Here is a 25,957-nt window from a genome sequence, read left to right on the forward strand (position 1 = left end):
CTTATACTATGATCGGGTGTGACAACGCGGTTGTAGATCGGGTAGTGAACTATTACCGGACTCACGGCGATATCAGCGGGATAAATCCGCACTTTCACTGAAGACTCACGGCGACTGACCGGACCAGCTAAGGGCGTCGAGAAGGGATCACCCGGCGATGGTCGCAGTCACGATCTGGAACGAGTTTCGACACGAGCAGGAAGACGAGGACGCCGCCGCGGTCTACCCCGACGGGATCCACGCGACGATCGCCGACGCCCTCGAGGACGATCACGAGGTGCGAACGGCGACGCTCGACGAACCCGAACACGGGCTCACCGAGGACGTCCTCGCGGAGACCGACGTCCTGCTGTGGTGGGGCCACATCGCCCACGACGAGGTCGCCGACGAGATCGTCGACCGCGTCCAGGAGCGCGTGCTCGAGGGGATGGGACTGCTCGTTTTGCACTCCGGGCACTTCTCGAAGGTCTTCAAGCGACTGATGGGGACGACGTGTAACCTCCAGTGGCGCGAGGACGGGGCGACGGAGCGGCTGTGGGTCGTCGACCCCGGCCACCCGATCGCTGACGGCGTCGACGAGTCGATCGAACTGCCGCAGACGGAGATGTACGGCGAGCCGTTCGACGTTCCCGAACCCGATCGGCTGGTCTTCACGAGCTGGTTCGAGGGCGGCGAGGTGTTCCGCAGCGGCTGCTGTTACCGTCGCGGAAGCGGACGGATCTTCTACTTCCGACCGGGCCACGAGACGTATCCCATCTACGAGAACGACGAGATTCGGCAGGTGCTTCGAAACGCCGTCGACTGGGCGAGCCCGACCGGCGGGTCGCCGCGGACGTTCGGCGAGCGGGAGTGAGGACGGGAACGGCTCAGCCGCTTCGCTGCGTATCGACCAGCTCGACGGTGACCTCGAGATCCGTCCCGGTCGCGGTCTCTAACCGCTCGCGAACCGTGTCGGCGAAGTCCGGCGGCTCCCGTTCGCCGGGCGGCCGCTCGGCGAGGACGACTACCGATGGCCGGGTATCGGCGTAGACGTCGACGAGTTCGTACTCGACGGCGATCTCCTGAAACCGCAGGTCTTCGAAGGCCGGGTCGTCGCTCATCGCCTCGAGTTCGGTCCGGATGTCGTGTTCGACGGCCGCGGTCTGGTAGGTGCCGTAGGTGGCGCCGCCGAGGACGACCGAGAGCACCGCGATCGCGACGAGAAGCACGACGATTCGGGAACGGAGTCGGCCGTAAACGCGCTCGATACGGTCCGTACGGTAGGGTCGGTAACCCGAGGCCCACAACAGAATCAGCGCGGTGAGGTTGATCGAGAGCAGGTTGACGAGGACCAGCGTCCCGGCGGTGAGGACGACCGTCGGTTCACCCCAGGCGATGCCGAGACCGGCAGTCGCGGCGGGCGGAACGAGCGCGACCGCGATCGCCACGCCGACGAGTACCGAACCGACGTTGCGGATGAGACTGATGACGCCGGCGACCCCGGAGCCGAGGGCGAGAAAGAGCGCGAGCAGATTCGGCGTGATTCGTTCGCCGATCTGGGGAACCGTCGTAATATCGAATCCGGGTGGAAGCAACACCGTCCCGCGGAGTGTCCAGCCGATCGCGGCAGCCGTCAGAACCGTGACCGCGAGACCGGTCGTCTGCAGGACGATCCCGCGCGCTGCGAGCTCCTCGTCGTCGACCACGACGCCGACGCTCGCCGCGAGCGCCGGCCCCATCAACGGGGCGACGACCATCGCACCGATGATCGTCGCCGCGGAATCGAGCAACAGTCCGGCCGTTGCGATAACGGTGCTCACCACGAGCAGGATGAAGTACGTCGAAGCGGTCGGTGCGAGGTCCTCCGCCCGCGACTGTAACTCCTCTCGAGAGATTCTGGCTCCCTCGAACTCCCTGGACAGGTCATCCGTTCTGTCCGAGACGATCGTCTCCGCGGCCGTGACGACGGTGTACGACTCCGGATCCAGTCCGGCGGTGCGTAGCGCCGAGAGCAGCGGCTCGACGGCCGCCGGCGGAACGGGAATCGAGACGACTGACTCGAACTCTCCGCGACTCGTCTCCTCGGAAACCGCGTAATCGACGCCCGTCGCGTCCGCCGTCTCGAGAACGGTCTCTAGATTTCCGCTCGGAACGAACACCTGTACGAGACGCATACACACGCTACCACAGTGGCGGTGATAGCCTGTCGCCACAGGGGGGAGACTGTCCGAAAATCGAGCAAGTGGCGGTTCCGGAACAGTAACCTAGAGCTCCTGGCGGCCCTCGTCGGTGATGACGCTCTCGATCAGGGTGATGGGCGTGGCGTCGTATGACGGGTTCTCGATCGTGAACCCCTCGGCAGGCTCCGACATCACCTCGCTTCCCGGTCGGAACTCGTTTTCGAAGACGAAACCACTGTCGACGATCTTCGAGGCGGAGCCGACGACGGTGACGGGAACGCCGAGCTGGCTCGCCGTCGACGCGATCGGGAAGGTTCCGACGCGGTTGTACAGCGTCTCGTCGACGATACAGTCCATGCCGATAAGGACCCGGTCGCACTCCTCGAGGTAGACGCCGTGTGCGCTGTCGGTGATCAGCGTCGCGTCGACGCCCTCGAGGTCGGCGAGCGACCGGGCCGTCTTGCGACCGATGAAGCGCGGCCGAGCCTCGGTGATGTAGACGTCGAACTCCTTGCCCGCCTCGACACCCCGCTCGAGGGCCTCGAGAACGGTCGAGGAGTAGTCGTGAGTCAGCAGCGTCGCGCCGTCCTCGAGGTGCTCGAGGGCGTTTTCGGCGGCCAGGTCTTTCCCCGACTCGACCCGGGAGACGACCGCGTCGATCCGCTCCTTGGTGAGTCGCTTGGCCTCGTCGACGTTATCGATGTCGGCTTCGGTGACGTCGTCGACGACCTCCCGAACGGCGTTCTGGAGCGAGGCGTGCGAGGGGTTGGCCCGCCGGAGGACCGAGCCGTTCCGCTCGAGGGCGCGCTCGTACTCCTCGACGGTGGCGAACTCGCGCTCGAGCAGTTCCTCGAGCGCGCGAGTCGCGTTTACGGCCACTACCGAGGAGCTGTGCGTCTGCATGTCCTTGATCTCCTCGACCGTCTCGTCGATCATATCTCCACGAATTCCCGTGAGGGCAAAAGGTGTTCCGGGTGGCTGCGGCGGTCCGTCGCCCCGCCGATCCGCTCAGGCCTCGAACTCGAATATCCGTCGCAGTTCGCTCTCGATCCGGTCGCGAAACTCCTCGAGGACGGCGTCGAACTGCTCGCCGTCCGCGCCGACCGCGGCTCGAACCTCCTCGACGCGCTCGTCCGGCAGTTCGACGTCGAACTCGCCGTCGCCTCGATAGACGGGTTCGCTCTCGCTCAACACCTTCCGGTCGACCGCGCGGAGCACCTCGGAGTCGTACCGGCCGTGAAGCTGCTGGTAGGCGTTCGAGTACGCCCGCTCGAGTTCCTCGAAGTAGTGGACGTACTTCTCCTCGAACTTCTCGGGATCGAACTCGGTCATGGCGGGTTCTGGGAGAGCGAGCGAGTAAACGGTTCGGAAAGTTTCGATTCGGCGGCTATCCTTTCCAGTCTCTCCCGCAGGTTTACGTTCTCGACCGCCCTAGGGCCGCCGATGACCGTCGCCGTCCGCTACACCTGTCCCCACTGCGGTGCCGTCCACAGCCTCGAGCGACCGCCGGATCTCGCGGACCGCTCCGTCACCACGGTCTCCCAGCCGGGGTGGGAGTACGCCGAACCCGACGATCCTGGCCGGGAATTCGCCGACGGCATCGCCTTCGTCTGCGGCGAGGACGGGATCGTTACCGACCTCGAGGGCGACCCGGTCGAGGGCTGCGGTCGCCCCTTTTACCTGAACTTCGTCAGGTACGAGCGCGGGATCGAACTCGAGCCGGATCCGCCGACTTACGGCGGGCCGCGGTTCGATTTTAACGAGTAGGGAACGACCGGTCAAAGCGATACGGACAGGTCAATCACACAACATTCATAGTATTTCTTTCCAGAGAAGATTATATGAACGAGAGATGGTTTGATTTCGTACTGCTTCTCCTGTGTCTCCTGTTCGGCCTTTCTGTGGCAACTATAGGGCTCGAATTCGGTTGGACCGTGGTTGTCACCGGATTCGTGTTCGGAAGTGTTCTGATAGCAGCCGCCTCTCCTCTGTTCTCTGAATCGTTTATTTTGAATCGCGTTCCGTAGTGTTCAGTTCGCACCTGTACGTAACGCGGTGTCTTCTCGAGTCAACCTGGTTGTACTCTTACCGTGTTCGAAGGCCTAGCTGGGAACTCGAGCGTTCTATTCGGACCGACAACACGGGATCGCCACACCCTCCCCAACCGATTCGCTCACTCACTCCGTTCGTTCGCTCATCCCTCGTGCGGCGTCGAACTGTGCCTCACGCTGTGTTCGGCACAGTTCAGCGCACGCCACCGTCGGTAGTACCGATCGAGCTGATGTACGGAGTGCTTCTATCTCACGGGCGTAGAAATCCCGTATCGCCGGGGCAATGGCACGCTCTCTTCGCCTCCTGTTCGATCGAACTCCATCACTTCACCCATCGCCGTTCACCGCACTACATACAGGGCGTCGCTCCCGCCGGACGAGTCGAGACTCGGTATCCGAACACAACCCTTTTCGACGGCGGGCCATACCCTTCGGACATGGACGAAGACGCCGTTCGCGACCGCCTCCGGACGGTCGAGGATCCGGAACTGGGGGACGACATCGTCTCGCTGGGGCTCGTCAACGAGCTTTCGGTCGACGGCGACGAGGTCGACATCGACCTCGCGCTCGGGGCACCGTACTCGCCGACCGAGACCGATATCGCCGGCGAGGTCCGCGAACTGCTCGTCGAAGAGGGTCTCGAGCCGAACCTCTCCGCGAGCATCCCGGACCGCGACGCGTTCTCGAGCGACGAACAGGTGCTTCCTGACGTCAAGAACGTCATCGCCGTCGCCTCCGGGAAGGGCGGCGTCGGCAAATCGACCGTCGCTGTCAACCTCGCCGCGGGGCTCTCGAAACTCGGCGCCCGCGTCGGTCTCTTCGACGCCGACGTCTACGGTCCGAACGTGCCGCGGATGTTCGACGCCGACGAGCCGCCGATGGCCACCGAGGACGAAACCCTGGTACCGCCCGAAAAGTACGGCGTGAAGCTGATGAGCATGGCCTTCCTCACCGGCGAGGACGACCCGGTCATCTGGCGCGGTCCGATGGTCCACAAGGTCATCACCCAGCTTACCGAGGACGTCGAGTGGGGGAGCCTCGACTACCTCGTCATCGACCTGCCGCCGGGGACCGGCGACACCCAACTGACGATGCTCCAGACGATGCCCGTGACGGGCGCCGTCATCGTCACGACCCCGCAGGACGTCGCGCTGGACGACGCCCGAAAGGGGCTCGAGATGTTCGCCAAACACGACACCGTCGTGCTCGGGATCGCCGAGAACATGTCGACGTTCGCCTGTCCCGACTGCGGCGGCGAGCACGACATCTTCGGCTCCGGCGGCGGCAGGGAGTTCGCCGAGACTCACAACATGCCGTTCCTGGGAACGATTCCGCTCGACCCGACCGTCCGCGAAGGTGGCGACGGCGGGAAGCCGACCGTCGTCGAGGACGAGGGCGAGACGGGCGATTCGTTCCGGACGATCACCGAGAACGTCGCGAACAACACGGGGATCGTCCACCGACGCGGCGTCTCGGAGACGACGAAGCGTCAGTCGCCCGCGCCGGACCGATGAGCGACGACGCCGACGGGCCGGCGGAGTTCGATCCGGATCCCGAGCGGGTCGCGACCCTCCGGGAGATCGCCGACGAGATCCGCGGCGAGAGCAGCGAGCGAAAACAGCTCGCGAACATCCTCTACCGGACGAGCGACCTCTACGACGAGGACGAGGACACCTCGCCCGAGGAGATCGTTCGCAACGTGAAGTTCATCCTCGAGGTCACGGAACGCGGCGGCCTCGGTCGCTGAGCGTCCGCGTTCGATTCACCCGTCGCCAGACGGGTCGCTTTTGGTTCCCTGCACCGAGACTCAACCGTGGACGCGAATCAGCGATCTCGGGCGAACCCGTACGGCATGGACGAGGAGTGTCGGAACTGTCCGTCGCTCTGTGAGACGCGCACGCAGGTCGTCCACGGCTACGGCGACGTCGGAGCCGACTTCCTCTTCGTCGGCGAACGGCCGACTCCCCGCGCCGACGAGATCGGGATCCCGTTTCTCGTCGACGAGGACGAGTCGGACGGGGGAACGTCGCTTCGTCGGATGCTCGAGCGCCTCGGCCTCTGTGACGCCACCTCCCCGACCGACCGACCCGAAATCGAGAACGTCTACCTGACGAACCTCACCCGGTGCCGGGATCCCGACCGGAAGCCGACCGACGAGGAGATCGGCAACTGCGAACCCTACCTCAACGCCGAGATCCGGATGATCAACCCCGAGATCATCGTTCCCGTCGGCGAGCGCGCGCTATCGGAGATCGGCGTCGAGTACACGACGACGCCGGTCGAGGACCTGTGCCTCGAGTCGGACCACGCGACGACGATCCGGGGTCGCGGCTTCGAACTCGTTCCGATGATCGAGCCGCGCGAGCAGACGGACGAGCAGACTCAGGCGTGGCTCGAGCGCTTCGTCGAACTGATGGCGTCGGATTACCGGCAGACGAAGGGACGACGAGAACGGTAGCGAATCGGGCGGCGCGACGCTCACCAGTACGGGTTCTGCCGCCAGCGCCTCGACCGCGCACCGGCGACGATCAACGCGCCGACGACAGCGACGGCGACGGCGAGCGTGCCGATCGTCGGTGCGAGCCACGCTCCCGGGGACTCGAGCGCGTAGCCGGTGAGGAATCCGAAGAGACCGAGAGCGACCAGCGCGACGATCACGAGCGTCGCGAACAGTCCGGTACTCGAGCGAGTATCCATACCGGAACGACGGTCGCGGGTCACATAACTCTAGTCGGCAGGACGGACAGTTCGCTCCGCGCGGAAACCCGTCGCGTTCAAGGGTCGCGGCGACCGACGGATGCGTATGATCGTCGTCGTTCCCGTCGACCCGCCGCGCGAGGGCCTCGTCCTGTCGTCGCTCGTCGATCGAACGCCGCTGACCGAAGCCGAAGCGGCCACGCTCTACGAGGCGGCCGTCGTCGACGTGCTTCGGGCCGTCGCCGCCAGCGGCGGCGAACTCCTGGTGAACTACCGCGACGCGGAGACGCTTCCGGAGTCCGCGGTCGTCGGCGATCCGGAGGACAACATTCGCGATCTGGCGGACGCAGCCCTCGAGGACCTCGAGGACGTCCGGTTCGAACGGCAGGTTGGCTCGACGCGCGCCGCCCGCGTCGGAAACACGGTCTCGCACCTGCTCGAGCAGGAGGATGCGGGGAACGTCGGGATCCTCGAGCCGACGGCACCGCTGGTCGCCCGGACGGAGATCGACGGGGCGGCGATGTCGCTTCGCCGCCACGACGTCGTTCTCGGTCCGTCCTCGGCCGGCCGCACCTACTTCGCCGGCTTCGGCGAGTCGGTCGACTTCACCGACGCCTACGCGGTCCCCGAACTGGCGACACTCGCCGAACGGGCCGACGACGCCGGACTCGGCGTCGGTTTCGCACCGATGCTGCCGACGATCGCGACCGAGTCGGGACTGTGCGCCACGATCGCCGGCATCCGGGCTCGAGCGGTCGGCAACCGCCCCGGTGCAGCGGCGACGGCAGCCGTCGTCAAGGAGCTAGGGCTCGGTGTTTCGGACGACGAGTCGCTCGAGCGCGAGTAGACCGATAACCCTTTTTGAACGGGTGGAGAAGGCGTAGGTGAGGTGGGGTGGCAGAGCGGCCTAACGCGCCTGCCTTGAGAGCAGGTGGCTGTCAAGCCTCATGGGTTCAAATCCCATCCCCACCGTTGCTGTCGCGAACAATTTCGTGAGCGACAGCGAGGTCGATGGATTTGAATCAGGGAGTGAAGGGACCAACGCGAGCGGAACGACCGTGGTTCAAATCCCGTCCCCACCGTTTTCTCACGGGAGTTCAGGTGGTTCAAATCCCATCCCCACCACATCTGCGACGAACGGTACGTGAGGAGCGAGGCGTGAAGGACGGATCTGAATTAGACCAGTCGCGCGCAGCGAGAGCGCGGTCGCGCTGCGACCGCGATTGCGAGCGGTGAAACCGTGATCGAGCGCGTCTGGGGGTGGTTCAAATCCCATCCCCGCCGTTGCCCGTTCAGGCATGATCAACACGCCGTACTCTCACGAGAAAATGATTATCATCTCTATAATAATGTCTCCGCTGCCGGGAGTCTCCAGTAATGCCAAACCAAACGAATACCCGGAGGCGGTTTCTCGCACTCTCCGGAGCAGCGACGGTTGCAGGCCTTGCCGGCTGTATGGGGACCGATTCGGACGCGTCGGAGAACGGCGGTAACGGCTCGTCGGACGAAAACGGCGACGGAAACGAGTCGACCAGCTACGGACCGCCGGAACTCCAGGTCGAAACCGAGTACGATAGTCGCGAGGAGTTCGAACAGCCCGGCGAGCAGTTCGACAACTTCGAAGATCTCGATCCGTGGGAGGTCGTTCAGGGATCTGCGGAAGCAGACGAAGACGTCGTCTTCGACGGCTCCCAGAGCCTCAGGCTCAGCGCCGAGGACAGTGAAAACGTCGTCGTCGAGCGGCGGATCGACACGACGGACATGAGTGACCTCGAGCTCTCGATGGCCGTCCGGACGTCCACGCCCTCCAATATCGCGATCGACATTCGGCTCATCGACATTTACGGCGGCTACGCCCACCACCAGCTTCGGTCGGTCACCTACCGTGATTCCGATCCCGGTTGGTTCCGAACGAACCCCGGTGTCTTCGAGGAGAGTTCGATGCCCCTCGAGCGAGACGTGGTCGAAGAGATCCAGATCATCGTCTACAACACCGACGACGAAGCGGAGGTGTGGGTCGACGATATGCGAATCCACGAGAAGCCCGAGAAGGGCTACGTCGTGCTCTGCTGGGACGACGGCGTCGAGGACTTCTACGACACGGCAAGCCCGCTCCACGACGAGTACGGCGTCAACGCGGTCCAGGCTGCCGTTCGACAGTGGACGCGAAATCAGCGCGACGGGATCATGACGGTCGCTCAGCTCAAAGAGCGCCAGGAGGCCGGCGACCAGATCGTCGCCCACGGTACCCACACGCAGTTCGCGGAGATGGACGAAGCGGATCTCAGGGACGCACTGCGGCGGGACAAGAACTGGGCCGTCCAGAACGAATTCGAAGGCGGACACTACATCGTTTATCCCCACAACAGCTTCGACCAGACGGTTCTCGACGTCGTCTCGGACTACTACTACGCGGGCGGGTTCAACCAGTCCGGCAACGTCAACCTCACCGGCGTCCACGGCTTCGATCCGCTAGCACTGCCGCGGACGATCGGCCACGACCTCGATATCTCGCTTCGAGCTGTCGACCTCGCCGCGAAGCACCGACAGTGTACGATCCTGAACTTCCACGCCTTCGACCAGGACAACACGCTGGACGAGGGCGAGTACGAACAGCTGCTCGAGCACATCCAGAGCAGGGGCGACGACGTCGAGGTCATCGACTTCGACGACCTCTGGACGATGCGTCGCGAGGGACACCGACCGGACAACTGACTAACAGGACGCAGATCGAAACTGTACTCTCGCTGCTGCTGTGCGGGCCGAACTACCGGTAGACGCCCTGGTATCGCTCTCGGTAGTCGCGCAGCGCGATCCGAGCGCGGCGTCTCGAGGCAAATCCGAACCCGACCGCGAGGCACCCGTCTTCTGCACACTCCCACCGGAACGTCTCCGTCTCGGAATCGCGTCCGACCGAGACGTCCGTTCCACACCGCGGACACCGCCACCCCCACCGCGTGTCGCCTGCGTAGTCTCTCGAGCGAGTCATGCCAACCCTGTGTCGAGATTGAACTCACCGGTGAAAGGAACACGGCTGAACAGAGTCTCGCTATTTACGGCTCGACGAACCGTTCGGCTCCAAGCGCTCGAAAAGGGTCCGAAGAGCGGGAGTCGGACGACGCGCTATCGGTAGGACAGTTCGAGTTCGAGCGCTCGCCCTAACAGGTCGTCGTCGTAGCGCTCCCCGGTCTGATCCGACCGGCGGTCGTGGATCACTCGCACCTTCTGGACCGTGTTCCGGAAGTTCTTGAACGTCGCCTCGTCGACCATCTGCCCGTCGATGGTGACCGCGCCGGTGCCCTCGCGCTTGGCCTCGTTGAAGCGCTCGATCTTGTGCACGTCGCGCTCGAGTTCCTCCGGCGTCGGCATGTGAATCGTGTTCGCCTGGATCGTCTGCTTGGGGTACAGCGACCAGGAGCCGTCGAGACCGAGTTGTGCCTCGTGTTCGACCTGATCCGCGTACTCGTCGGCGTTGTAGAACGTTAGTCCGGCGCGTTCCTTGAACAGGTCGTCGAAGGGGCCGCCGATCGAGAGCAGGTCGCCGGCGCTGGCCTCGTTCGACAGGGCCTCGAGCAGGCCGTCCCAGCGTGGGCGGCCGTCGCCGAGGTCGCGTCCGCCGAGTTCGGCGGTGTAGTCGACGGGACCGAAGACGAGCGCGGTGAGTCGGGAGTTCTCGCCGAACTTCGAGATTTCCCGGAGATCCGATCGAGCGCGGCCCGTCTCGACGATGATCGAGAGCCCGATCGAGTCGTCCGGATAGCCGTGTTCGCGCTCGGCCTCCGCGACCGCCGCGGCGGCGCGCTCGACGTCCTCGAGGCGGCCGACCTTCGGGACGACCACGCCGTCGATCTCGTCGCCGACTTCGGCGACCAGCCGGTCGATCTGCTCGCGGCCCTTCTCGCGGTACTCCTCGTCCTCGTAGCTCCACTCGACGCGGGGCCAGATCTCGCCGGGGAAGTCGTACTGCGGGACCTTCTCGACGGTGTTCTCGAGCCCCTCGGCTTTCATGTCCGGCGCGGTGCCGTCCTCCAGGTCGGGGACGAGCCAGTCGGGCGCCTGGAACCCCTCCGCTTCGAGGGCGGAGACGAGGTACTTCGCCGTCTCCTCTTTCGGGACGGCGGCCGGTGCGGTCTGGAACGTGCGACAGAGTCGGATGTCGTCGGTCATGCGTGTGCGTGTGTCTGTGGTGTAGAGGTCGGTCGTAGACGGTTCAGCTCGAGCGCCTTCGGATCTCCGCGATCCGGGTGCCGGAGTACACCGGCTCGTCGTCCTGGTTGAACGCGATGTGCTCGAAGCGGACGGTGCCGGCCTCGTCGTTGGCGCCGTCGTTCTCGGACGGCGTCCGGGAGCCGGTCGAGGGTTCCCCGACGCTGTCCTCGGCCTCGAGCACGCGCGTGAACGCGTAGACGGTATCTCCGGGGGTGACGAACGTGTGGAACTGCTCGTCGTCGAACCCCACCTCGCGGTAGGTGTGCTCGTCGGAGCGGGCGTGGCCGAGCGCCGTCGACCGGGTGACGTCGCCGTAGGTGACGATGTCGCCCGACGGGGAGTCGGCCATGACGTCGGCGTTGTGGTGCTGTTTGGCCGTGTTGAGCGTCGACAGCGGCAGCCCGGCGACGGTCACGTCGTCCTGCGTGCGGCCGCGCTCGTGTCGGTAGGCGACCGCCGCGTCGCGGTTCTCGACCTGCTCGAGCGCGTCGACGAAGTCCTCGAAGTACCCGCCGTCGGGTGTGACGAACTCGTCTGGAAGGGAAGGGCCACCGTCGGAGCGCAACTCCGACGAGGATCGCGAACCTTCGGTTCGCTCACCGTTCTCAGGGTCCTCGGCGGCAGCCGCGCCGCCTCCGTCCGTCGCAACGGGTTCCCGCCGCGGGATCATGTTCGTCCGCTCGTAGGAGCACACCACCTCCCCCGTTTCGGCATCCCTGCCCCGGGTTCGCCAGGTGACGATGCCGTACTCGGGTCGGGAACTCGAGGTCGCCGTACCGACGACCTCGCTCTCGACGTGCAGTTCGGCGCCGGCGTAGACGGGCGCGCCGGGGAACCGGACGTCGGTGCGTCCGAGGAAGTAGCCGCCTTTCTCGCTCAGGTCCTCGACGGTGATACCGAGCGTTGCGGCGGTGAGGTAGTCCGGGTGAATCGGCGGTTCGTCGAAGCCCCGTTCCTGCGCGGCGTCGGTCCGCCAGTAGGCCGGATCGTGGTTGAGCGTCTGGCTCATCCACGCCTCGTTGCCCCACCGCGTGAGCGTGAGTCCGGGGTCGTGTTCGATGAGGTCACCTTCTTCGAAGGCCTCGAAGTAGTTGCCCTTCTCGCGGGTGTCGGCCCGCTCGAGCGCCCGTGCAAACGTGTCGGAGTCGGTCCAGTCGATCGGTTTGGGTGCGTCCTCAGTCATCCGCAGTCACCTCGTCCGTGTTCGCGGGTCGTCGTTCTCGCTCTCGTCGAGCGACGGTTCGTCGCATTTCGTTTTCGACGATCATGTATCCCTCGTCGAAGCCCATTCCGGGCTTTGCGAGCACCTGCGCGGCGTCGGTCGCGAGCGCGACGTGTGCGCAGGCGCGCGCGGAGGTTTCCGTCTCGTTGCAGGTACCCCCGAGGTACGCGCGGGTATCGGTACCCCCGCAGTACCTGACCGCCTGTCCGCTGCGGTGGACGCCCCCGAGATCGGGGGTCTTGATCTGGACGACGTCGGCCGCACCCGCGTCGACGAACTCCCGGACGTCCTCGAAGGTGTTGCACCACTCGTCGGCGACGATGTCGACGCCGACGGTGGCGTCCCGGAGTCCGTCGCGCAGTTCGACCATCGCTTCGATCTGACCGGCGCGGTCGCCGACGTCCATCGGCCCCTCGATCTGGAGCGGGTACGGCGCTGCGGCCTCCTCGAGCGCGGCGAAGTAGTCGATCACTTCGTCGCGGTCGTAAGGGGCGCCGAAGAGCTCGCCGATCATTCCGTACACGTCGATGTGGAATCTGGGTTCGTAGCCCTCCGGTCCGAGTTCTTGCGAGCGTTCGACGAGCCACGCGACGTACTCGAGCAGGGCCTCGCCGTCCGGACCGATCTTCTCGACGCTGTTGATCAGCGCGTGCGGGAGGACCGGGACGCCCTTGATGAACATCTTCTCGGCGTTCGCGTAGCGGGCGTCGCCGGACTGTCCGAAGACGGACACCGGCTCGCTCGCCGGCTCCGTCTCGAGTTCGTCGGCCAGAACGTCGGTCTTCGTCACTCCCTCGGCTCGTGCGGCCGCGTCGAGCAGCGCCTGCGAGACGCCGTACCGGATCGCCGTGTGCAGTCGGCTCCCGTCGACTTCGAGTTCCTCGAGCAGTTCCGCGTTCGCGAGGAACTCCCTCGCGTCGCGGCCGACCAGTTCCTCGGCGACGGCGCCCTCGATCACGGGGACGTACGCCTCGGCCCGGAACAGCGGATCGCGCCCGCCGGCGCCGGAGTACTGGACCGCGGCGCAGTCCCCGCGGTGGACGCTGCCGTCCGCGAGTTCGACGTCGACGATGAGCGTCTCGCCGGCCTGACGGATCTCGTCGAAGCCGTCGGTGACGGGGTCGCCGTCGTAGGTGAACCCGTCCTGACGGGCGCCCCGCTTGATCGCGCGCTGGTCGTCGAAGAAGAACCCGGCGTAGCCGGGCGTCGCGTGGATGGCCTCGATCCGCATCAGGCATCACCCTGCGGTCGGCCGATGAGCTTGCCGTCGCTGATCGCGTCGACGTCGTCCGCGACCATACGGAACGACTGGTCGCGACCCTCGGTGTCGGCGCGCTGTGAGAGGCGGGCCTTGTGGATCTCTTTGATTTCGTCGTCCATCTCGAGGTCGCCCCACTCGAAGATCCGCACGCGGCCGTGGTCGTCGCGGGCCGGCAACACGGTGCCCTTCGCGCTGTCGCTCGGGGCGAACGGCACGTCGAGCGCGCCCGAGTCGAACGCCTCGAGCGTTCCCCGGACGACGTCGCCGTCGCCGTGCGCGAAGATCGCGTCCATGAGACACCGGGTTTCGCGCTCGATCAGGTCCTGTTCCTCCGCGATGCCGTCGATGTCGATCTGCTGTTCGATCGCCATGTCGATGACCTGTCGCGTCGTTCGGAGTCCGGCGGCGTTCGCCTCCTTCGTCGGCACGCCCTGGAACTCCTGGGGCGACTTGGTGATGACCTTATCCGGCTGGGCGATGGCGGCGGTCATCCCGCCGAGTCCGATGACGCCGTTGGCGCGGGCCTCGTCCGGCGGGAACCCGCCCATCCACTCGTGGAAGACGGTCGTCACGCACACCTCGTCGGGCAGATACTCGTCGCCGAGTTTCTGGAGGGCGTTCAGCGCGGCGACGTCCTGGACGACGTTGCCGACCTGGCCGTAGCCGAGGGTGATCGAGCGCACTCCCTGTGTCGCCGCCATCTTTCCCTCGACGATCATGATCGCGATCGCGATCGAGGGCGGCACGAGCGTCCCCGTGAGGGGGCCGAACGGCTCGCGGTTGATCCGCACGCCGCGTTCGGTGTAAGCCCCCGCCAACCGGTCGACGAACTGCCACTTCTCGATCGTTTCCTCGAGTCCGTGGCGCTTGGTGTAGGGGATGTTGTAGGAGATCGGGCCGCCCTCGAAGCTCTGGAAGCCGCCGGCGAAGGTGATCGCCGCCAGCAGCCGCGCGTCGGGCGTGCCGTGGCGCACCTCGATCGGGGCGTCGATCGCCTCGATCAGGTCGCGACAGCCGTCGATTCCGTGGTTCACGGCCGGAAAACCGTTGAGGGTGTCGTCGCCCGTCTCGCGGGCCTTCTCGAGTCCCTCCTCGGCCTTCTCGTACTCGTTGTCGCGCGTGTACGAGTCGATCGTCGTCGGCAGGAGATCCGCTTTCCCCTCGCCGTGGAGGTACTCGAGCAACTCGATCTGGTCCTCGAGTCGGGGGACGCCGGCCCGAGGCTGCAGGAGCGGCTTGTCGGCGGACTCGAGGACGTCCGCGAACTGCTTGTGCGCCGGCAGCGATTCGTGGTAGGCGACGGCCTCCTCGAAGTCGACAGCTCCGCCGGTAGTCCAGCCGGACCGAATTTCTTCGTCGATACGCCGTAGCTCTTCGGATGGTATTCGTTCGTCTCGTATCATCGAGGTGGTAGCTATGAGGTGACGGTGACCTGCTCCGACTCGGTGGTCGTAACGTTGAGGTCTCGCTCGAGGGCGGCGATGGCTTCCTCGGGATCGGTCTCCGAGTCGAAGACGCGGTCGAATCCGAGTTCCTCGAAGGTCTCGCGCGTCTGCTCGAAGTCGTCCTGCCCGACGGCGAGGTTACCGCCGATGTAGGTGCACGCGTCGACGCCGGCCTCCTCGAGGACGTCGTGGAAGCCCTGGCAGTCCTGCTCGGCGTGGCCGTAGAGCGAAGAAACGAGTACAGCCTCCGCGGAGTGTGCTACTGCGGCGTCCGCGAAATCCTTCTGGGAGGTCTGGACGCCGAGGTTGACGACGTCGAAGCCAGCTGCACTGAGGGCCTGCTCTAGGATGGTAATGCCAACGACGTGGGCGTCGGAGCCGATCACGCCGAGGACGACCGTTCGGGACATCGTGTCCACAACCATGATGAATCGCCGTATAAACTTAATGGTCGATCATGATAATACTCCTTATACACCCTAACAGCCCCCCTTTGGCACACAACCACACCTTCATGATCTATTGCAAAGGTTTTTGCGCCTGTCCGCAGACAGTCGGTTCCATGGGTGCACTCTCGAATCTGCGAGTGATCGACCTGACGCAGGTGCTCGCCGGGCCGTACTGTACGATGTTGCTCGCGGATATGGGTGCGGACGTGGTCAAGATCGAACGCCCCGGCGGCGACCTGATCCGGTCGAACCCGCCGTTCGTCGAGGACGCCGAGGAAGAGGCCTACGGCGGCTACTTCCAGAGCGTCAACCGCGGCAAGCGAAGTCTCGAACTCGACTTCAACGACGACGAGGACCGCGAGGACTTCCTCTCGCTCGTCGAGGGGGCCGACGTCGTCGTCGAGAACTACCGTTCGGGGACGATGGAGAAGTACGATCTGGGCTACGAGACGCTCGAGGAGCGCAACCCGGAGCTGATCTACTCTTCGATCCGGGGCTTCGGCGACCCGCGTACGGGCGAGACCCACCGCCAGGGCCAGCCGTCGTTCGACCTCATCGCCCAGGCGCTGGGCGGCGTGATGGAGATCACCGGCCAGGAAGACGGCCCGCCGACGAAGGTCGGTCCCGGTATCGGCGACCTCTTTACGGCGACGCTGAACTGTATCGGCATCCTCGCCGCGGTCAACCACCGCGAGCAGACCGGGAAGGGGCAGTACGTCGACACCGCGATGTACGATGCCATGCTCAGCATGACCGAACGCGCCGTCTACCAGCACTCCTACACCGGCGAGCCGCCCTCGCGTCGCGGGAACTCCCACCCGACGCTGTTCCCGTACGACGCCTTCGAGACCCGGGACGGCTACGCCGTCGTCGCCGCCTTCGGGACCAACCACTGGAACGAGGTCTGTGCGGCGATGGATCGGGAGGATCTGGCTGCGGAGTATCCCACCGCCGCCGACCGTCTCGAGCACCGCGACGAACTGCGCGAGGAGATCGCCGCGTGGGCGGCCGACCTCGAGACGGAGGCACTCGTCGAGACGCTCGAGGGCCGCGTTCCCGTCGCGCCGGTTCAGAACACGGCCGACATCTTCGACGACCCGCACGTCCAGGACCGGGAGATGCTCGTGCCGGTCGAACAGCCCGGTTCGAACGAGACGGTCGAGATTGCGGGTTCGCCGATCAAGATGACCGAGACGCCGCCGGAACCACACGGTCGCGCGCCGCTGCTCGACGAGCACCGGGAGGAACTCCTCGGATCCGAAACGGACGTCGAGACGGCGGCTGACGACTGATCGGCGGTTACGACTCCCCGACGCGATCGAACCGAGTTTTGCGAACTGCGGTCCAGTATACGAGAACAGCAGCCGTCGCATCGGTCCGGTAGAGTTCGGCCGGTGTGCTCTCGTCGGTGACGAACGTCGAAGTCCTCGTCGGGAAGGAGTAATCCTTTTGCGCCCCCCACACACACCTCGGAGTATGGACTGGCCACACGACCCGGACGGCGAGGAGGGGAGCGAGGGCAAGCGGAAGTACGACATGGCGATCATCGCCAAGAAGGTCGACGAAGACGAGGACTTCCCCCTCGACCGCGACGAGTTCGTCGCGGAGTACGGCGACGACCCGATCCGAATCAACTACGAGCGAGTGGTCCCGCTCCGCGAGATCTTCGAACACGTCGAACCCGAGGAGTTCGAGACGATGGTCGACATGCACAAGGCCGTCGGCGCGGCGATGCGCGCCGGTAATTTCTGGGAGTACCACCCGCAGGGTGCAGACCCCGAGAAGAAACGCGCTTGAGTCGGCATCACGGATCTGGATTACGTATCACTTATACGACGGCGTTCGAAACCTTCGGTCACCGTGACTAACACGCAGGTTACGCTCCTTCAGATCGACAACTACGGGCCGTGGACGGTGACGCCCGAGCCGCGACGGGAGGCCGACCTTCAGACGCTCCAATCGCGGCTGTACGCCGATATCTCCCAGTTCGTCGGCAACCGCGGCGGATACGTCTTCTTCACTCGCTTCGACAACATGATCGCCGTCACGAACGGACTCTCCTTCGAGGACCACGCCCTCCTCCAGGAGTCCGTCGGCAACCGCTACCCCGTTACGCTCAGTCTCGGCGTTGCAACCGGAAAAACGCCCGTCCAGGCGCTTTCGGACGCGACCGCCCTGATCCAGGACGCCGGCAGCGCCCAGGACAAGAACCGCCGCGAGTGTCTCGAGGGCCGCGTCATCGACGACGACCACCGAACCGACGACGACGTTCAGATCGCTCACTTCGACGTCATCGACGCGACCGGCGAGTACACGGACGAACTCAACGCGTTCGACACGTTCATCGAGATCGAGCAGGGGTACGCCTCGCTCATGCGCTACATGCGCGAGGCCCACGACAGCCTCGCCTTCTTCGTCGGCGGCGACAACGTCATCGTCGTCTGCCCGGATCTCGAGGAAGGGGAGTACGAGGATGCGATCTATCACGTTCAGGAGGAAGTCGACGTCGAACTCCAGGTCGGCGTCGGTCGAGGGAAAAGCCCCCACGAGGCGGGTATCGCCGCGAAACACGCGCTGGAGGTCTGTCGCGCCGACGGAACCAGGGTCGAACTCGGCTGGTAACCGATCCCCACGAACCGCAGATCTTCGCTACGTGTTCACTTAACGGTGCCGGAGGTAGTTTTTAGCCCGTCCGTGAGCTTTGTTCACATATGGAATCGGAACTGTCAGTCAGGGACGTCCTGACAACTGAATACGTCGGCGTCAGCGAGTCTGACCCTGTCCTGGGCGCCGTTCGACTGATGCGCGAGGAGCGATCGGGCTGTGTGCTCGTCGTTCGCGGGTCGAAGCCGGTCGGGATCATGACCGAGTGGGACGTGCTCGGACTCGTCGCGGACGAGGGCGATCCCGCCGAAACGACCGTCGAGGAAATCATGACGAGCCCCGTTATTTCGGTCGGTGCCGACTGGTCGCTCGCCGACGCCGCCACGACGATGGCCCGTCAGAACATCCGCAACCTGGTCATCGAGAGCGACGACGGGATCCTCGGTCTGCTCACTCAGCGCGACGTCATCGCCGCCGCCGGTTCCTTCCAGGCCGCGACGTCTCCGACCGGCGGATCGAACGATTCGCTGCTCGAGCCGGACCGCCCGATGGACGAGACGGCTCGAGCAGCCTCCGGCGAGGAGGTCGACGCCCAGTTACTCCCGAACGGCGGCGACGAGTTCTCGACGCAGGGCGTCTGCGAGGCGTGCGGCTCGCTCGCGGACTCGCTGTGGGATGCGAACGGACAACTGGTCTGTTCGGACTGTCGATCGGTGTGATCGCGCGTCGCTCAGCCTCGATGGCAAGGGCTTTCGGCCCCTATGACCGACCGACGAACGATGAGCGACGACGCTGACGCCTGTCCGAACGACGACTCGCGAGACGCCAGCGACAGTTCCGAACGGCAGTGTCGCACATGACCGCGAATCCACGACCGGCTATCGAACCGGCGACGCAGGACGATCTCGAGGCGATCACGGAGCTGTGGGTCCGACTGGCTCGCGACCAGCGCGACCACGACTCGTTCGTCCACGCCGACGCCAACCGCGAGACGATGCGAGAGACCCTCGCGGCGCACGCCCACACCGACGGACTGCTCGTCGCACGCGATGACGGCCGCGTCGTCGGGTTTACGTCGTTCTCTATCGAACGCGGCGCGCTGTCACTGGACGCGACGCGAGGGGTACTGTCGAACATCTACGTCGATCCCGCGTACCGCGAGCGCGGGGCCGGGACGGCGCTCCTCGAGGCGGCCGAGGGAGCGCTTCGCGAGCAGGGCGCGGAGGTCGTGATTCTCGAGGTGATGGCGGACAACGAGGCGGCGAGACGGTTCTACGAGCAACGGGAGTACGAGACGTACCGGGTCGCGATGAAACGATCGCTCGGGAATCCATCGGAAAACGATACACACTCAAAGGAGGACGGCTAACCAACCGACTGCGCCAGGGGAGCATGGGCGGTTCATGCACTCGACTTGTAATCGAGACTTCGTGGGTTCAAATCCCACCCCTGGCTCTTTCCGTTCGAGCGGCAGTGAGAACGAAAGAGCGACCGGTGGGATTCGAATCAGGGAACAGCTTTGCTGCGACCGCAGTTCAAATCCCACCCCTGGCTTCCTGACGGACACTCCTGTGCGGCCGTCGGTAAACACGTAGTACCACACACATGGTACACCGTCCACATTAGTCGACTGTCAGGTCCGGGGAGAGGGGAGTCGTTCGGCTCGGTGTTAGCCTTCATCCTTCAGTAAATCTGATATAGAACGAACGACGGCCGTATTCAGTTCTGCAATCGGATCGTCGAATAGGTGCAAATTCTGCAACGTTCCGTTTCAGAATTCGAAACCGTTCGATAGGTATAAACGCCTGTGTCGGTCCGCGACGAAACTGTTCTATCTCTACACCCGTCAGCTGCTAGTTTCTTATGTAGCTGATAAGGAGTCGGTGCACCAACGGGTACAGACCGGATGCAGACTTTCGCTACGGGCCCAGAAACAGTTGAGGAGCGCCCGTTCGCGAACTGAGATAATTTCCCCTCAGATTACTTCGAGTATATGTATTACTTACCCGTTTCTAGGGAGGAACGTGACGTCGAACGACTCACGTAATTGGCTGACAGGTAGACGATCGTATCTGAAGGGGTGTCTCGCTGGGATCGGGACAGCACTTTCGGTCACTGGTGTCGCGGCTGCAAGCGCACAAGAGGAGCAATACAACACCGTCGTCGACATGGTCGATGCCGGTGCGGATCCGGAAGGGAACGAATCGGTTTCCTCTGTTATCCAGGAACATATCGACGACAACACGCTTCTCAAGTTCCCCGAAGGAGAGTACTACATGGACCAGCAGGTCCGGTTTACCTCCTTCGAGAACGTCGGCATCGTCTCGGAGGCCGGGGCCAAGGCGACGCTGGTTCCGGCGAGCTACGACGACTTCGACGGGCCACCCCGTCTGTTCCGACTCGGGACCGGTTCGAATCCCGGCCGCGACCTGCACTTCGAGGGGTTCCACGTCGACCAGACCGCCGAAAACACGGGAATCCGCGTCATCAACGCCGAGGTCGAAGACGGGCTTCACGTGAAGCACGTCTTCATCCACGGCGAGCACGACAGCGGAACCTGGGGTCCTGGACTGTTCAACATTCGCGACCCGAACGGAGAGGGTGTCGTCGAGTGCTTCCGAGCGTTCGACGGTGGGACGTTCTCCGATGAGACGCCGAACAGTGGAACGGTTCGACGGGGCCCGACTGGGATCCACGTCAACAACCACGTGGGAGCGCTCACCTTCAAAAACTGTGTGCTCGGTGGCTTCGCGGGAACCGGTCTGTACGCGTCCAGCGACGGCCGAGTCGACGTCGAGGGGGGCTGGTTCGAGAACAGCGTCACCGGTTCGATCCGACTCGGTGTAACCGAGGGACGGATCGAAGACGCGATCCTCGTCGTCGACGATCCGATCGAGGACCGCTCGGTACTCCAGCATCCGATCCGCCTCGATTACGGCAACCAGATCGAGGTCAAGAACGTTACCATCGACGCTCCGGACCCGAACGGCAACGCGGTCAGGGTGATGGAGGGAGTCGACGACGCGACGGTCTCGAACACCCGAATCCTCGTCGGAGGCGATAGCACCGCGGTCCGGATCGACGAGGGCGCGGGGGCGACGACGTTCGAAAACGTCGAAGTCGAAATGGACGGCGACGCGTACGCGTTCCGTCTTCTCGGTGACGACGCCGGTGCAGTCACGCTCCGGAACGTCGATATCACCGGCGACGCGAGCGGCTCTCCGGTTCAGCCGGCGATCTTCTGTACGCGAAACAACTGTACGTTCGAGAGTATCGCCGTCGATCAGCCGGGCGACAGCCGTCGACGGGGGCTCGAACTTCGCGGCGAGAACTACGTCGTCTCCGACAGCGAGTTCGAAACGACCGAAATTCCGATCGTCGTTCACAACGCGGACGACGTTCTCATCGAAAACACCTACGCGGAGGCGGACGAGGGCAACTACTCGGTGCGTATTTTCGGCAACTCCGGCGCTGTCACTCTCCAGAACAACGAGTTCCCTGATGGCGTAGACGACCGCCGGTAATTCGGCCACGAAACGGCAGGGGATTTCGCGGTTCGTATCGATCAGTGGGTGATCGATTCTTTTCGTCCCGAGTGGTTCTCGGAGTGACAACGACGCCGCACTCTGGCAGAACGTTCGCTCGAGAACTGCAGATCTGGCCATCCACAACCGACTTGCAAGTACGGGACGATTCCCGAAATCGATCACAGCACGAGCTTGTAAGACGAATAGTATCTGTTGAACAGTTCCCACAAAAAAGAATTTTACAATTTTAACCTCCAGGAGGTACCCAAATAGATCTTCAATGTACTATTTTGTACTGAACTGGGCAGAGATGTGTGACAAGATCGAGCTGAGGACAGTGGATTTATATACCCCGACAGAAAGATTCCGATCAATGCTACTCTCAGTCGATCGCTCGAACACAGCTACCGCGAAGCCGCTGAGTTACGAGGTAATCACCGCTGTCGCCGAACGAGAGGGTGTCGAACCGACTGAAATCGAGCCGCCGAAGTACGACGCACTCTACGAAGTCGTCAACCCAGAGGCCCTCGATTCTCTGTTTGCGCCGCGCGAGAACGGCGCCCACCGAGCGACCGGACATGTCGAATTCGACTACTGTGGCTACCACATCGTCGTGACTAGCGACGGCGAGGTCGAGGTTACCGATCACGATCAGCAGCACGACTAGGTTTGCGAACGCTACCGACGCGCTGACTAGCTCCGACTGACTCGAACCTGATCAGCAACAGCCAACTCGAGCGTACGCCCATCGGTTCCGGGCCCGTCGCGGTTACTCGCCCCGGCACGCCGCTTCGAACACCGACTCGTGAAGACGATCCGCGACGAGATTCATCAAGGGCTCCATGTTCTTCGTGTCCGCACGGTTGTACTCGACGAGCGTCTCGAGCGCGCCGTCGTCCCCGCGCTCGTACTCGTGCCAGAGCCGAACGGCGTCGCGGCCGCTGAGATCGGGCATATCACGGTCGATGCCGAGATCGCGCTCGATCGTCTTCAGTCCGCCGTCGAGGCCGACCTTCTTGCACGGATACATGAGGTCGACGTGGGGCACCGTGACGTCCAGATCGTAACACGTCTCGAGGAACGGTACGTCGAAGCGCTGTCCGTTGAAGGTGACGAGCAGCGACGCCCGCTCGAGTTCCGACGCCAGCCGCCGAGCGGTCAGGTCCCGACCGTTGACGAACGTCTTGGTCTCGCCGTTGCGGTGGAGACTGACCGTCGTCACGTCGTTACAGCTCGCGTCGAGACCGGTCGTCTCGATGTCCAGAAAACAGGTCTCCTCGCGGACGTTCTCGTAGAGGCGCCACCGGCTCGCGGCCGGCAGCGCGTCGGCAAAGACGGAGACGTCGCCGCGCTCGAGGTGATCCCACCCCTCGTCGATGAACGACTCGATCCGGTCGGCGACCGTCTCGCCGACGACGCTGCCGTCGAACTCCTCCCAGTGGGTGATTCCGTTCTCCCAGAGCCGGCGTTCGGTGACTTCCCCGACGCCCCGGACGGGAATGAAACTGTTCTCGATTCGCACACCCGTGTAGGGGACCCAGCGGGGCAAAAGCGCTTGGTTCCGCACGAGCGGATCGGGAGAGGTGATCGAACGGAAATCTCACCGATCACCCGGCTTTTCATCCCGGCGGCCGTAGAGCAGGTATGGCCGAGTCCGACGACGACGACGACCTCGCCGACGCCATCCGGGAGCTCACGCGAACGATCGACGAACTTCGAACCGAACTCGAGGACTCGCGAAACCGGACGCCGCGTCGACCGCCCGCGCTTCGTCCGCCGACGCCCCGTGAGCTGCTTCGGGTGGCCGACGAGGTCGCCATTCCGGCGCTGCTCGCGGGCCTCGAGTCGAGCGTGCGCGCGCTCGAGGCCGTCCAGCGCGGACTCGAGATCGTCCGAACGGAACGGGAGGTTCGCGAGCAGGTCGACGAGACGACAGACCGGACGAGGACGCGCGCGAGCGACCTGCGCCGGACGACCCTCTCGCAACTGGACACCGTGCTGGCCGAACTCCAGCGGGCGGCATCCGACGGATCGCTGCCCGCAGACGAGGACGCGCGCGATCTCCTCACGGAGGCGCGCGAACTCCGCGACGAGGTCGACAGCCGACTACAGCGCGCCGTGAACGACCGGGATCCGGACCAGAGGGGACCGATTCAGATCGACATCGAAGACTCGGGCGAGGGCGTGGATTCCGCCGGCGACGCCGAGGACCTCGCGGACGACCCCGATCCGAGCGTCGACGTCGATGCGGAACTCGAGACGCTCAAGGACCGGTACACGCCGGACGAACGCCCGGACGGGGACGAGACGGACGGCAGCGACGCGGAAGACTCGGAGGACGCCGAAGGCGCGAACGACGGACGCGACAGTACCGAAAACGAAGACGACGGCGACGATCAGGCCGGTTCGAACCGGTAGCCGTCCCAGTCCTGACTCTCGGGCTCTCTGATGCCGGCACCGGGTTCGCGAAGCTCCTCGGCGTAGACGGGGCGGACCTCGTCGCCCGTCTCGACGTCGCCGGTGGTGAGTTGGACGAGCGCCCGGACGGACTCCTCGTCCTCGTCGACCGCGTCGCCGACGTCGAACTCGACGATCGCGAGGTGGTTCGGTTCGCGGACGCCGGGCGGGGTTGCGGTGCTGGTCGTCCACGTCACGACCTTCGCGGTGTGCTCGCTCAGATCGATCGTCTCGACCGGCTCCGCGCCGTTCCGGCTGCGCGGGTGGCCGGGGTAGCTGATCGTGCCGTCGTCGTAGCGGGTTGCTTCCATCGTCATCGTGCTGCCTCCATGATCGTGGTGATAACGCAGTTCCCGAAGCCGCCGACGTTACAGCAGAGGCCGACGTCGGCCTCGACCTGTCGCGGACCGGCCTCGCCGACGAGCTGTTCGTAGATCTCGACGCCCTGTGCGACGCCGCTCGCCCCGAGTGGATGCCCCTTCGACTTGAGGCCGCCGGAGGTGTTGATCGGCAGTTCGCCGGTGTCTCGCTCCGTGTACCCCTCCTCGACGAGCTTCCAGGCCTCGCCCTGGTCGGCGAAGCCCAGTCCTTCCATCTGGAGGAACTCGAGGATGGTGAACATGTCGTGGAGCTCCGCGACGTCGATATCTTCTGGGTCGCGGCCGCTCATCTCGTAAGCGCCCTTCCCGCTTTCGACGACGCCGCCCATAACGGTCGGATCCTCCCGTTCGTGGACGACGTGCGTGTCGGTCGCGCCGTCGATCCCCGAAATCAGGACGTAGTCGTCGGCGTACTCCTCGGCGACAGACTCCGGACAGAGCATGAGGGCCGCCGAGCCGTCCGTGATCGGACAGAAGTCGTACAGCCGCAGCGGGTCGGCGACGATCGGCGACTCGAGCACCGTCTCGAGGTCGACTTCCTTCCGGAACTGCGCGTGAGGGTTGTCGACGCCGTTCTTGTGGTTCTTGACGGCGACCTTCGCGAGACTCTCGCGGGGCGCGTCGAACCGCTCGAGGTAGTGACGCGCGGTCATCCCCGCAAACGAGGGGAGCGTGACGCCCGTCTTGTATTCGACCGGGTGAGTGAGTGACGCGATGACGTCGGTCGCCTCGCCGGTCGTCCGATGGGTCATCTTCTCGCCGCCGACGAGCAGCGTCATCTCGCTGGCGCCGCTGGCGACCGACTGCCAGGCGGCGTAGATCCCCGCACCGCCGCTGGAACTCGTCTGATCGATTCGCTGCGTGTACGCGGGTATCGCGCCGAGGTCGTGTGCCAGTCCGTTCATCACGCCGGTCTGTCCCTCGAACTCGCCGCTGGCCATGTTCGAGACGTACAGGTGTTCGACGTCCGTCGCGTCGACGCCTGCGTCCTCGAGACACTCGAGTCCGGCCTCGGCGAGGAGGTCCTGGATCCAGCCCTCGCGTTGCCCGAACTGGGTCATCGAGCAGCCGATGATTGCAACACGTTCCATATCCTACGGGACTCGAGTCAGCGATTTATATGGAGGGGGTCGCGGCAGCGTTCGAGAGCGGTGGGCTCGGGACGGCATGGGGAGCGCCGTCGTCGAGGCGTCGAAAATGTCGGCTCTCTGCTGCTATATCTGTGAATAATTTGTGGATAGAAACGCTCATTAGGGGAACAAGCCGTTCGAATCGGTGGGGAATGGCGAACAGGGACGATGTGACACGAGAGCTAGCAGAGTGTATCGAGTGCGGCTCCGTTTACGCGGCCAGGCGCTGGCCCGACGGCGACATTCAGACGATCGGTAGCGACGGCTGCAGCTGTGGCTCGACCGATTTCGTCCTCGTCGACGACCTCGAGAGCGTCGATAGCGACGGCTCGCCCAGCGGAGTCGGAACGGAGTGAGAGCCGAACG

General features: G+C 64.5%; 29 protein-coding genes and 2 tRNA genes. 18 read left to right on the plus strand and 13 right to left on the minus strand.

Annotation, left to right across the window (positions count from 1 at the left end; translation table 11 throughout):
• The first annotated feature begins 157 nt into the window (after nt 1-157).
• Nucleotides 158-853 carry a ThuA domain-containing protein gene (locus NED97_RS06630; RefSeq protein WP_252489925.1) on the plus strand — a complete coding sequence of 232 codons (696 nt, stop codon included), beginning with the start codon at nt 158-160 and terminating at the stop codon, nt 851-853.
• Nucleotides 854-866: 13 nt separating this feature from the next.
• Here the strand turns inward: NED97_RS06630 and NED97_RS06635 are convergent, their stop codons facing one another.
• The 3 genes from NED97_RS06635 to NED97_RS06645 all read right to left on the minus strand — a co-directional run bounded on the left by NED97_RS06635 (nt 867) and on the right by NED97_RS06645 (nt 3,491).
• Complete coding sequence (locus tag NED97_RS06635) at nt 867-2,153, minus strand: TIGR00341 family protein (RefSeq protein WP_252489926.1); 1,287 nt, start codon at nt 2,151-2,153, stop codon at nt 867-869.
• A 90-nt stretch (nt 2,154-2,243) separates the two neighbouring features.
• Nucleotides 2,244-3,095 (minus strand): translation initiation factor eIF-2B, encoded by an 852-nt coding sequence (locus NED97_RS06640; RefSeq protein ID WP_252489927.1) that lies wholly within the window; start codon nt 3,093-3,095, stop codon nt 2,244-2,246.
• 72 nt (nt 3,096-3,167) lie between these two features.
• Nucleotides 3,168-3,491 (minus strand): DUF5783 family protein, encoded by a 324-nt coding sequence (locus NED97_RS06645; RefSeq protein ID WP_252489928.1) that lies wholly within the window; start codon nt 3,489-3,491, stop codon nt 3,168-3,170.
• Nucleotides 3,492-3,602: 111 nt separating this feature from the next.
• Here NED97_RS06645 and NED97_RS06650 point away from each other — a divergent pair, with 111 nt between their 5' ends.
• From NED97_RS06650 to NED97_RS06665, 4 genes are all read left to right on the plus strand, one after another.
• Nucleotides 3,603-3,926 (plus strand): hypothetical protein, encoded by a 324-nt coding sequence (locus NED97_RS06650; RefSeq protein WP_252489929.1) that lies wholly within the window; start codon nt 3,603-3,605, stop codon nt 3,924-3,926.
• A gap of 721 nt (nt 3,927-4,647) precedes the next feature.
• A complete protein-coding gene (locus tag NED97_RS06655; RefSeq protein WP_252489930.1) occupies nt 4,648-5,724 on the plus strand; it encodes an Mrp/NBP35 family ATP-binding protein in 1,077 nt (358 codons plus the stop codon).
• On the plus strand, nt 5,721-5,957 hold the full coding sequence (locus NED97_RS06660; protein WP_252489931.1) for a hypothetical protein: 237 nt from the start codon (nt 5,721-5,723) through the stop codon (nt 5,955-5,957). Before NED97_RS06655 ends, NED97_RS06660 begins: the two co-directional genes overlap by 4 nt.
• Before the next feature lie 66 nt (nt 5,958-6,023).
• Nucleotides 6,024-6,668, plus strand: coding sequence for a uracil-DNA glycosylase (locus tag NED97_RS06665; protein WP_252489932.1), 645 nt, complete (start codon nt 6,024-6,026; stop codon nt 6,666-6,668).
• Nucleotides 6,669-6,688: 20 nt separating this feature from the next.
• On the opposite strand, the gene NED97_RS06670 is transcribed toward NED97_RS06665, so the two are convergent.
• The gene (locus NED97_RS06670) at nt 6,689-6,907 is read right to left on the minus strand and encodes a hypothetical protein (RefSeq protein ID WP_252489933.1); all 219 of its coding nucleotides are present in this window, start codon (nt 6,905-6,907) and stop codon (nt 6,689-6,691) included.
• Nucleotides 6,908-7,013: 106 nt separating this feature from the next.
• Between NED97_RS06670 and NED97_RS06675 the strand changes: the two genes are divergently transcribed.
• The 3 genes from NED97_RS06675 (at nt 7,014) to NED97_RS06685 (ending at nt 9,622) form a co-directional block, all read left to right on the plus strand.
• A complete protein-coding gene (locus tag NED97_RS06675; protein WP_252489934.1) occupies nt 7,014-7,754 on the plus strand; it encodes a glycosyltransferase family protein in 741 nt (246 codons plus the stop codon).
• Between the two features lie 41 nt (nt 7,755-7,795).
• Nucleotides 7,796-7,879 (plus strand) — tRNA-Ser (locus NED97_RS06680).
• 405 nt (nt 7,880-8,284) lie between these two features.
• Entirely contained in the window at nt 8,285-9,622 is a 1,338-nt protein-coding gene (locus NED97_RS06685) for a polysaccharide deacetylase family protein (RefSeq protein ID WP_252489935.1), read from the plus strand.
• A 52-nt stretch (nt 9,623-9,674) separates the two neighbouring features.
• On the opposite strand, the gene NED97_RS06690 is transcribed toward NED97_RS06685, so the two are convergent.
• The 6 genes from NED97_RS06690 to glmS all read right to left on the minus strand — a co-directional run bounded on the left by NED97_RS06690 (nt 9,675) and on the right by glmS (nt 15,469).
• Entirely contained in the window at nt 9,675-9,896 is a 222-nt protein-coding gene (locus NED97_RS06690) for a hypothetical protein (RefSeq protein WP_252489936.1), read from the minus strand.
• A 134-nt stretch (nt 9,897-10,030) separates the two neighbouring features.
• Complete coding sequence (gene citE, locus NED97_RS06695; RefSeq protein WP_252489937.1) at nt 10,031-11,074, minus strand: L-malyl-CoA/beta-methylmalyl-CoA lyase; 1,044 nt, start codon at nt 11,072-11,074, stop codon at nt 10,031-10,033.
• Between the two features lie 43 nt (nt 11,075-11,117).
• Nucleotides 11,118-12,299: a 2-methylfumaryl-CoA hydratase gene (gene mch / locus NED97_RS06700; RefSeq protein ID WP_252489938.1), complete on the minus strand. Its 1,182-nt coding sequence runs from the start codon at nt 12,297-12,299 to the stop codon at nt 11,118-11,120.
• A complete protein-coding gene (locus tag NED97_RS06705; protein ID WP_252489939.1) occupies nt 12,292-13,569 on the minus strand; it encodes a methylaspartate ammonia-lyase in 1,278 nt (425 codons plus the stop codon). Before NED97_RS06705 ends, mch begins: the two co-directional genes overlap by 8 nt.
• Complete coding sequence (locus tag NED97_RS06710; RefSeq protein ID WP_252489940.1) at nt 13,569-15,002, minus strand: methylaspartate mutase subunit E; 1,434 nt, start codon at nt 15,000-15,002, stop codon at nt 13,569-13,571. The genes NED97_RS06705 and NED97_RS06710 overlap by 1 nt, the downstream gene beginning before the upstream one ends.
• A gap of 11 nt (nt 15,003-15,013) precedes the next feature.
• Entirely contained in the window at nt 15,014-15,469 is a 456-nt protein-coding gene (glmS, locus tag NED97_RS06715) for a methylaspartate mutase subunit S (RefSeq protein WP_252489941.1), read from the minus strand.
• 137 nt (nt 15,470-15,606) lie between these two features.
• Between glmS and mct the strand changes: the two genes are divergently transcribed.
• From mct to NED97_RS06755, 8 genes are all read left to right on the plus strand, one after another.
• On the plus strand, nt 15,607-16,785 hold the full coding sequence (gene mct, locus NED97_RS06720) for a succinyl-CoA:mesaconate CoA-transferase (RefSeq protein ID WP_252489942.1): 1,179 nt from the start codon (nt 15,607-15,609) through the stop codon (nt 16,783-16,785).
• 184 nt (nt 16,786-16,969) lie between these two features.
• Nucleotides 16,970-17,290: a DUF5785 family protein gene (locus NED97_RS06725; RefSeq protein ID WP_252489943.1), complete on the plus strand. Its 321-nt coding sequence runs from the start codon at nt 16,970-16,972 to the stop codon at nt 17,288-17,290.
• A gap of 63 nt (nt 17,291-17,353) precedes the next feature.
• Nucleotides 17,354-18,115 (plus strand): GTP cyclohydrolase III, encoded by a 762-nt coding sequence (locus NED97_RS06730; protein ID WP_252489944.1) that lies wholly within the window; start codon nt 17,354-17,356, stop codon nt 18,113-18,115.
• Nucleotides 18,116-18,204: 89 nt separating this feature from the next.
• Nucleotides 18,205-18,816: a CBS domain-containing protein gene (locus tag NED97_RS06735; protein ID WP_252489945.1), complete on the plus strand. Its 612-nt coding sequence runs from the start codon at nt 18,205-18,207 to the stop codon at nt 18,814-18,816.
• A gap of 137 nt (nt 18,817-18,953) precedes the next feature.
• A complete protein-coding gene (locus NED97_RS06740; RefSeq protein ID WP_252489946.1) occupies nt 18,954-19,466 on the plus strand; it encodes a GNAT family N-acetyltransferase in 513 nt (170 codons plus the stop codon).
• Nucleotides 19,467-19,478: 12 nt separating this feature from the next.
• Nucleotides 19,479-19,552: transfer RNA gene (locus tag NED97_RS06745), tRNA-Thr, on the plus strand.
• A gap of 713 nt (nt 19,553-20,265) precedes the next feature.
• Entirely contained in the window at nt 20,266-21,621 is a 1,356-nt protein-coding gene (locus NED97_RS06750; RefSeq protein ID WP_252489947.1) for a hypothetical protein, read from the plus strand.
• A 376-nt stretch (nt 21,622-21,997) separates the two neighbouring features.
• Entirely contained in the window at nt 21,998-22,291 is a 294-nt protein-coding gene (locus NED97_RS06755) for a HalOD1 output domain-containing protein (RefSeq protein ID WP_252489948.1), read from the plus strand.
• A 102-nt stretch (nt 22,292-22,393) separates the two neighbouring features.
• Here the strand turns inward: NED97_RS06755 and NED97_RS06760 are convergent, their stop codons facing one another.
• A complete protein-coding gene (locus NED97_RS06760; RefSeq protein ID WP_252489949.1) occupies nt 22,394-23,146 on the minus strand; it encodes a ribonuclease H-like domain-containing protein in 753 nt (250 codons plus the stop codon).
• Between the two features lie 122 nt (nt 23,147-23,268).
• Here NED97_RS06760 and NED97_RS06765 point away from each other — a divergent pair, with 122 nt between their 5' ends.
• Complete coding sequence (locus tag NED97_RS06765) at nt 23,269-24,042, plus strand: DUF7547 family protein (protein WP_252489950.1); 774 nt, start codon at nt 23,269-23,271, stop codon at nt 24,040-24,042.
• Here the strand turns inward: NED97_RS06765 and NED97_RS06770 are convergent.
• Together NED97_RS06770 and NED97_RS06775 are read right to left on the minus strand one after the other, a co-directional pair.
• The gene (locus NED97_RS06770; RefSeq protein ID WP_252489951.1) at nt 24,021-24,398 is read right to left on the minus strand and encodes a PhlB family protein; all 378 of its coding nucleotides are present in this window, start codon (nt 24,396-24,398) and stop codon (nt 24,021-24,023) included. The two genes, NED97_RS06765 and NED97_RS06770, sit on opposite strands and share 22 nt — an antisense overlap.
• Nucleotides 24,395-25,552 carry a thiolase family protein gene (locus NED97_RS06775; protein ID WP_252489952.1) on the minus strand — a complete coding sequence of 386 codons (1,158 nt, stop codon included), beginning with the start codon at nt 25,550-25,552 and terminating at the stop codon, nt 24,395-24,397. The genes NED97_RS06770 and NED97_RS06775 overlap by 4 nt, the downstream gene beginning before the upstream one ends.
• Nucleotides 25,553-25,743: 191 nt before the next feature.
• Here NED97_RS06775 and NED97_RS06780 point away from each other — a divergent pair, with 191 nt between their 5' ends.
• The gene (locus tag NED97_RS06780; protein ID WP_252489953.1) at nt 25,744-25,947 is read left to right on the plus strand and encodes a hypothetical protein; all 204 of its coding nucleotides are present in this window, start codon (nt 25,744-25,746) and stop codon (nt 25,945-25,947) included.
• The last annotated feature ends 10 nt before the right edge of the window (nt 25,948-25,957 follow it).

Origin of the sequence: Natronococcus sp. CG52, from assembly GCF_023913515.1 — an archaeon.
Taxonomy (GTDB): Archaea; Halobacteriota; Halobacteria; order Halobacteriales; family Natrialbaceae; genus Natronococcus; species Natronococcus zhouii.

Coding starts and splice junctions, on each gene's coding strand:
- glmS (WP_252489941.1), bottom strand. CDS start 15,469: ATGGTTGTGGACACGATGTCCCGAACGGTCGTCCTCGGCGTGATCGGC.
- NED97_RS06725 (WP_252489943.1), top strand. CDS start 16,970: ATGGACTGGCCACACGACCCGGACGGCGAGGAGGGGAGCGAGGGCAAG.
- NED97_RS06675 (WP_252489934.1), top strand. CDS start 7,014: ATGATCGTCGTCGTTCCCGTCGACCCGCCGCGCGAGGGCCTCGTCCTG.
- NED97_RS06710 (WP_252489940.1), bottom strand. CDS start 15,002: ATGATACGAGACGAACGAATACCATCCGAAGAGCTACGGCGTATCGAC.
- mct (WP_252489942.1), top strand. CDS start 15,607: ATGGGTGCACTCTCGAATCTGCGAGTGATCGACCTGACGCAGGTGCTC.
- NED97_RS06740 (WP_252489946.1), top strand. CDS start 18,954: ATGACCGCGAATCCACGACCGGCTATCGAACCGGCGACGCAGGACGAT.
- citE (WP_252489937.1), bottom strand. CDS start 11,074: ATGACCGACGACATCCGACTCTGTCGCACGTTCCAGACCGCACCGGCC.
- NED97_RS06705 (WP_252489939.1), bottom strand. CDS start 13,569: ATGCGGATCGAGGCCATCCACGCGACGCCCGGCTACGCCGGGTTCTTC.
- NED97_RS06650 (WP_252489929.1), top strand. CDS start 3,603: ATGACCGTCGCCGTCCGCTACACCTGTCCCCACTGCGGTGCCGTCCAC.
- NED97_RS06775 (WP_252489952.1), bottom strand. CDS start 25,552: ATGGAACGTGTTGCAATCATCGGCTGCTCGATGACCCAGTTCGGGCAA.
- NED97_RS06655 (WP_252489930.1), top strand. CDS start 4,648: ATGGACGAAGACGCCGTTCGCGACCGCCTCCGGACGGTCGAGGATCCG.
- mch (WP_252489938.1), bottom strand. CDS start 12,299: ATGACTGAGGACGCACCCAAACCGATCGACTGGACCGACTCCGACACG.
- NED97_RS06630 (WP_252489925.1), top strand. CDS start 158: ATGGTCGCAGTCACGATCTGGAACGAGTTTCGACACGAGCAGGAAGAC.
- NED97_RS06735 (WP_252489945.1), top strand. CDS start 18,205: ATGGAATCGGAACTGTCAGTCAGGGACGTCCTGACAACTGAATACGTC.
- NED97_RS06770 (WP_252489951.1), bottom strand. CDS start 24,398: ATGACGATGGAAGCAACCCGCTACGACGACGGCACGATCAGCTACCCC.
- NED97_RS06670 (WP_252489933.1), bottom strand. CDS start 6,907: ATGGATACTCGCTCGAGTACCGGACTGTTCGCGACGCTCGTGATCGTC.
- NED97_RS06635 (WP_252489926.1), bottom strand. CDS start 2,153: ATGCGTCTCGTACAGGTGTTCGTTCCGAGCGGAAATCTAGAGACCGTT.
- NED97_RS06780 (WP_252489953.1), top strand. CDS start 25,744: ATGGCGAACAGGGACGATGTGACACGAGAGCTAGCAGAGTGTATCGAG.
- NED97_RS06765 (WP_252489950.1), top strand. CDS start 23,269: ATGGCCGAGTCCGACGACGACGACGACCTCGCCGACGCCATCCGGGAG.
- NED97_RS06645 (WP_252489928.1), bottom strand. CDS start 3,491: ATGACCGAGTTCGATCCCGAGAAGTTCGAGGAGAAGTACGTCCACTAC.
- NED97_RS06685 (WP_252489935.1), top strand. CDS start 8,285: ATGCCAAACCAAACGAATACCCGGAGGCGGTTTCTCGCACTCTCCGGA.
- NED97_RS06755 (WP_252489948.1), top strand. CDS start 21,998: ATGCTACTCTCAGTCGATCGCTCGAACACAGCTACCGCGAAGCCGCTG.
- NED97_RS06690 (WP_252489936.1), bottom strand. CDS start 9,896: ATGACTCGCTCGAGAGACTACGCAGGCGACACGCGGTGGGGGTGGCGG.
- NED97_RS06640 (WP_252489927.1), bottom strand. CDS start 3,095: ATGATCGACGAGACGGTCGAGGAGATCAAGGACATGCAGACGCACAGC.
- NED97_RS06660 (WP_252489931.1), top strand. CDS start 5,721: ATGAGCGACGACGCCGACGGGCCGGCGGAGTTCGATCCGGATCCCGAG.
- NED97_RS06750 (WP_252489947.1), top strand. CDS start 20,266: ATGGTCGATGCCGGTGCGGATCCGGAAGGGAACGAATCGGTTTCCTCT.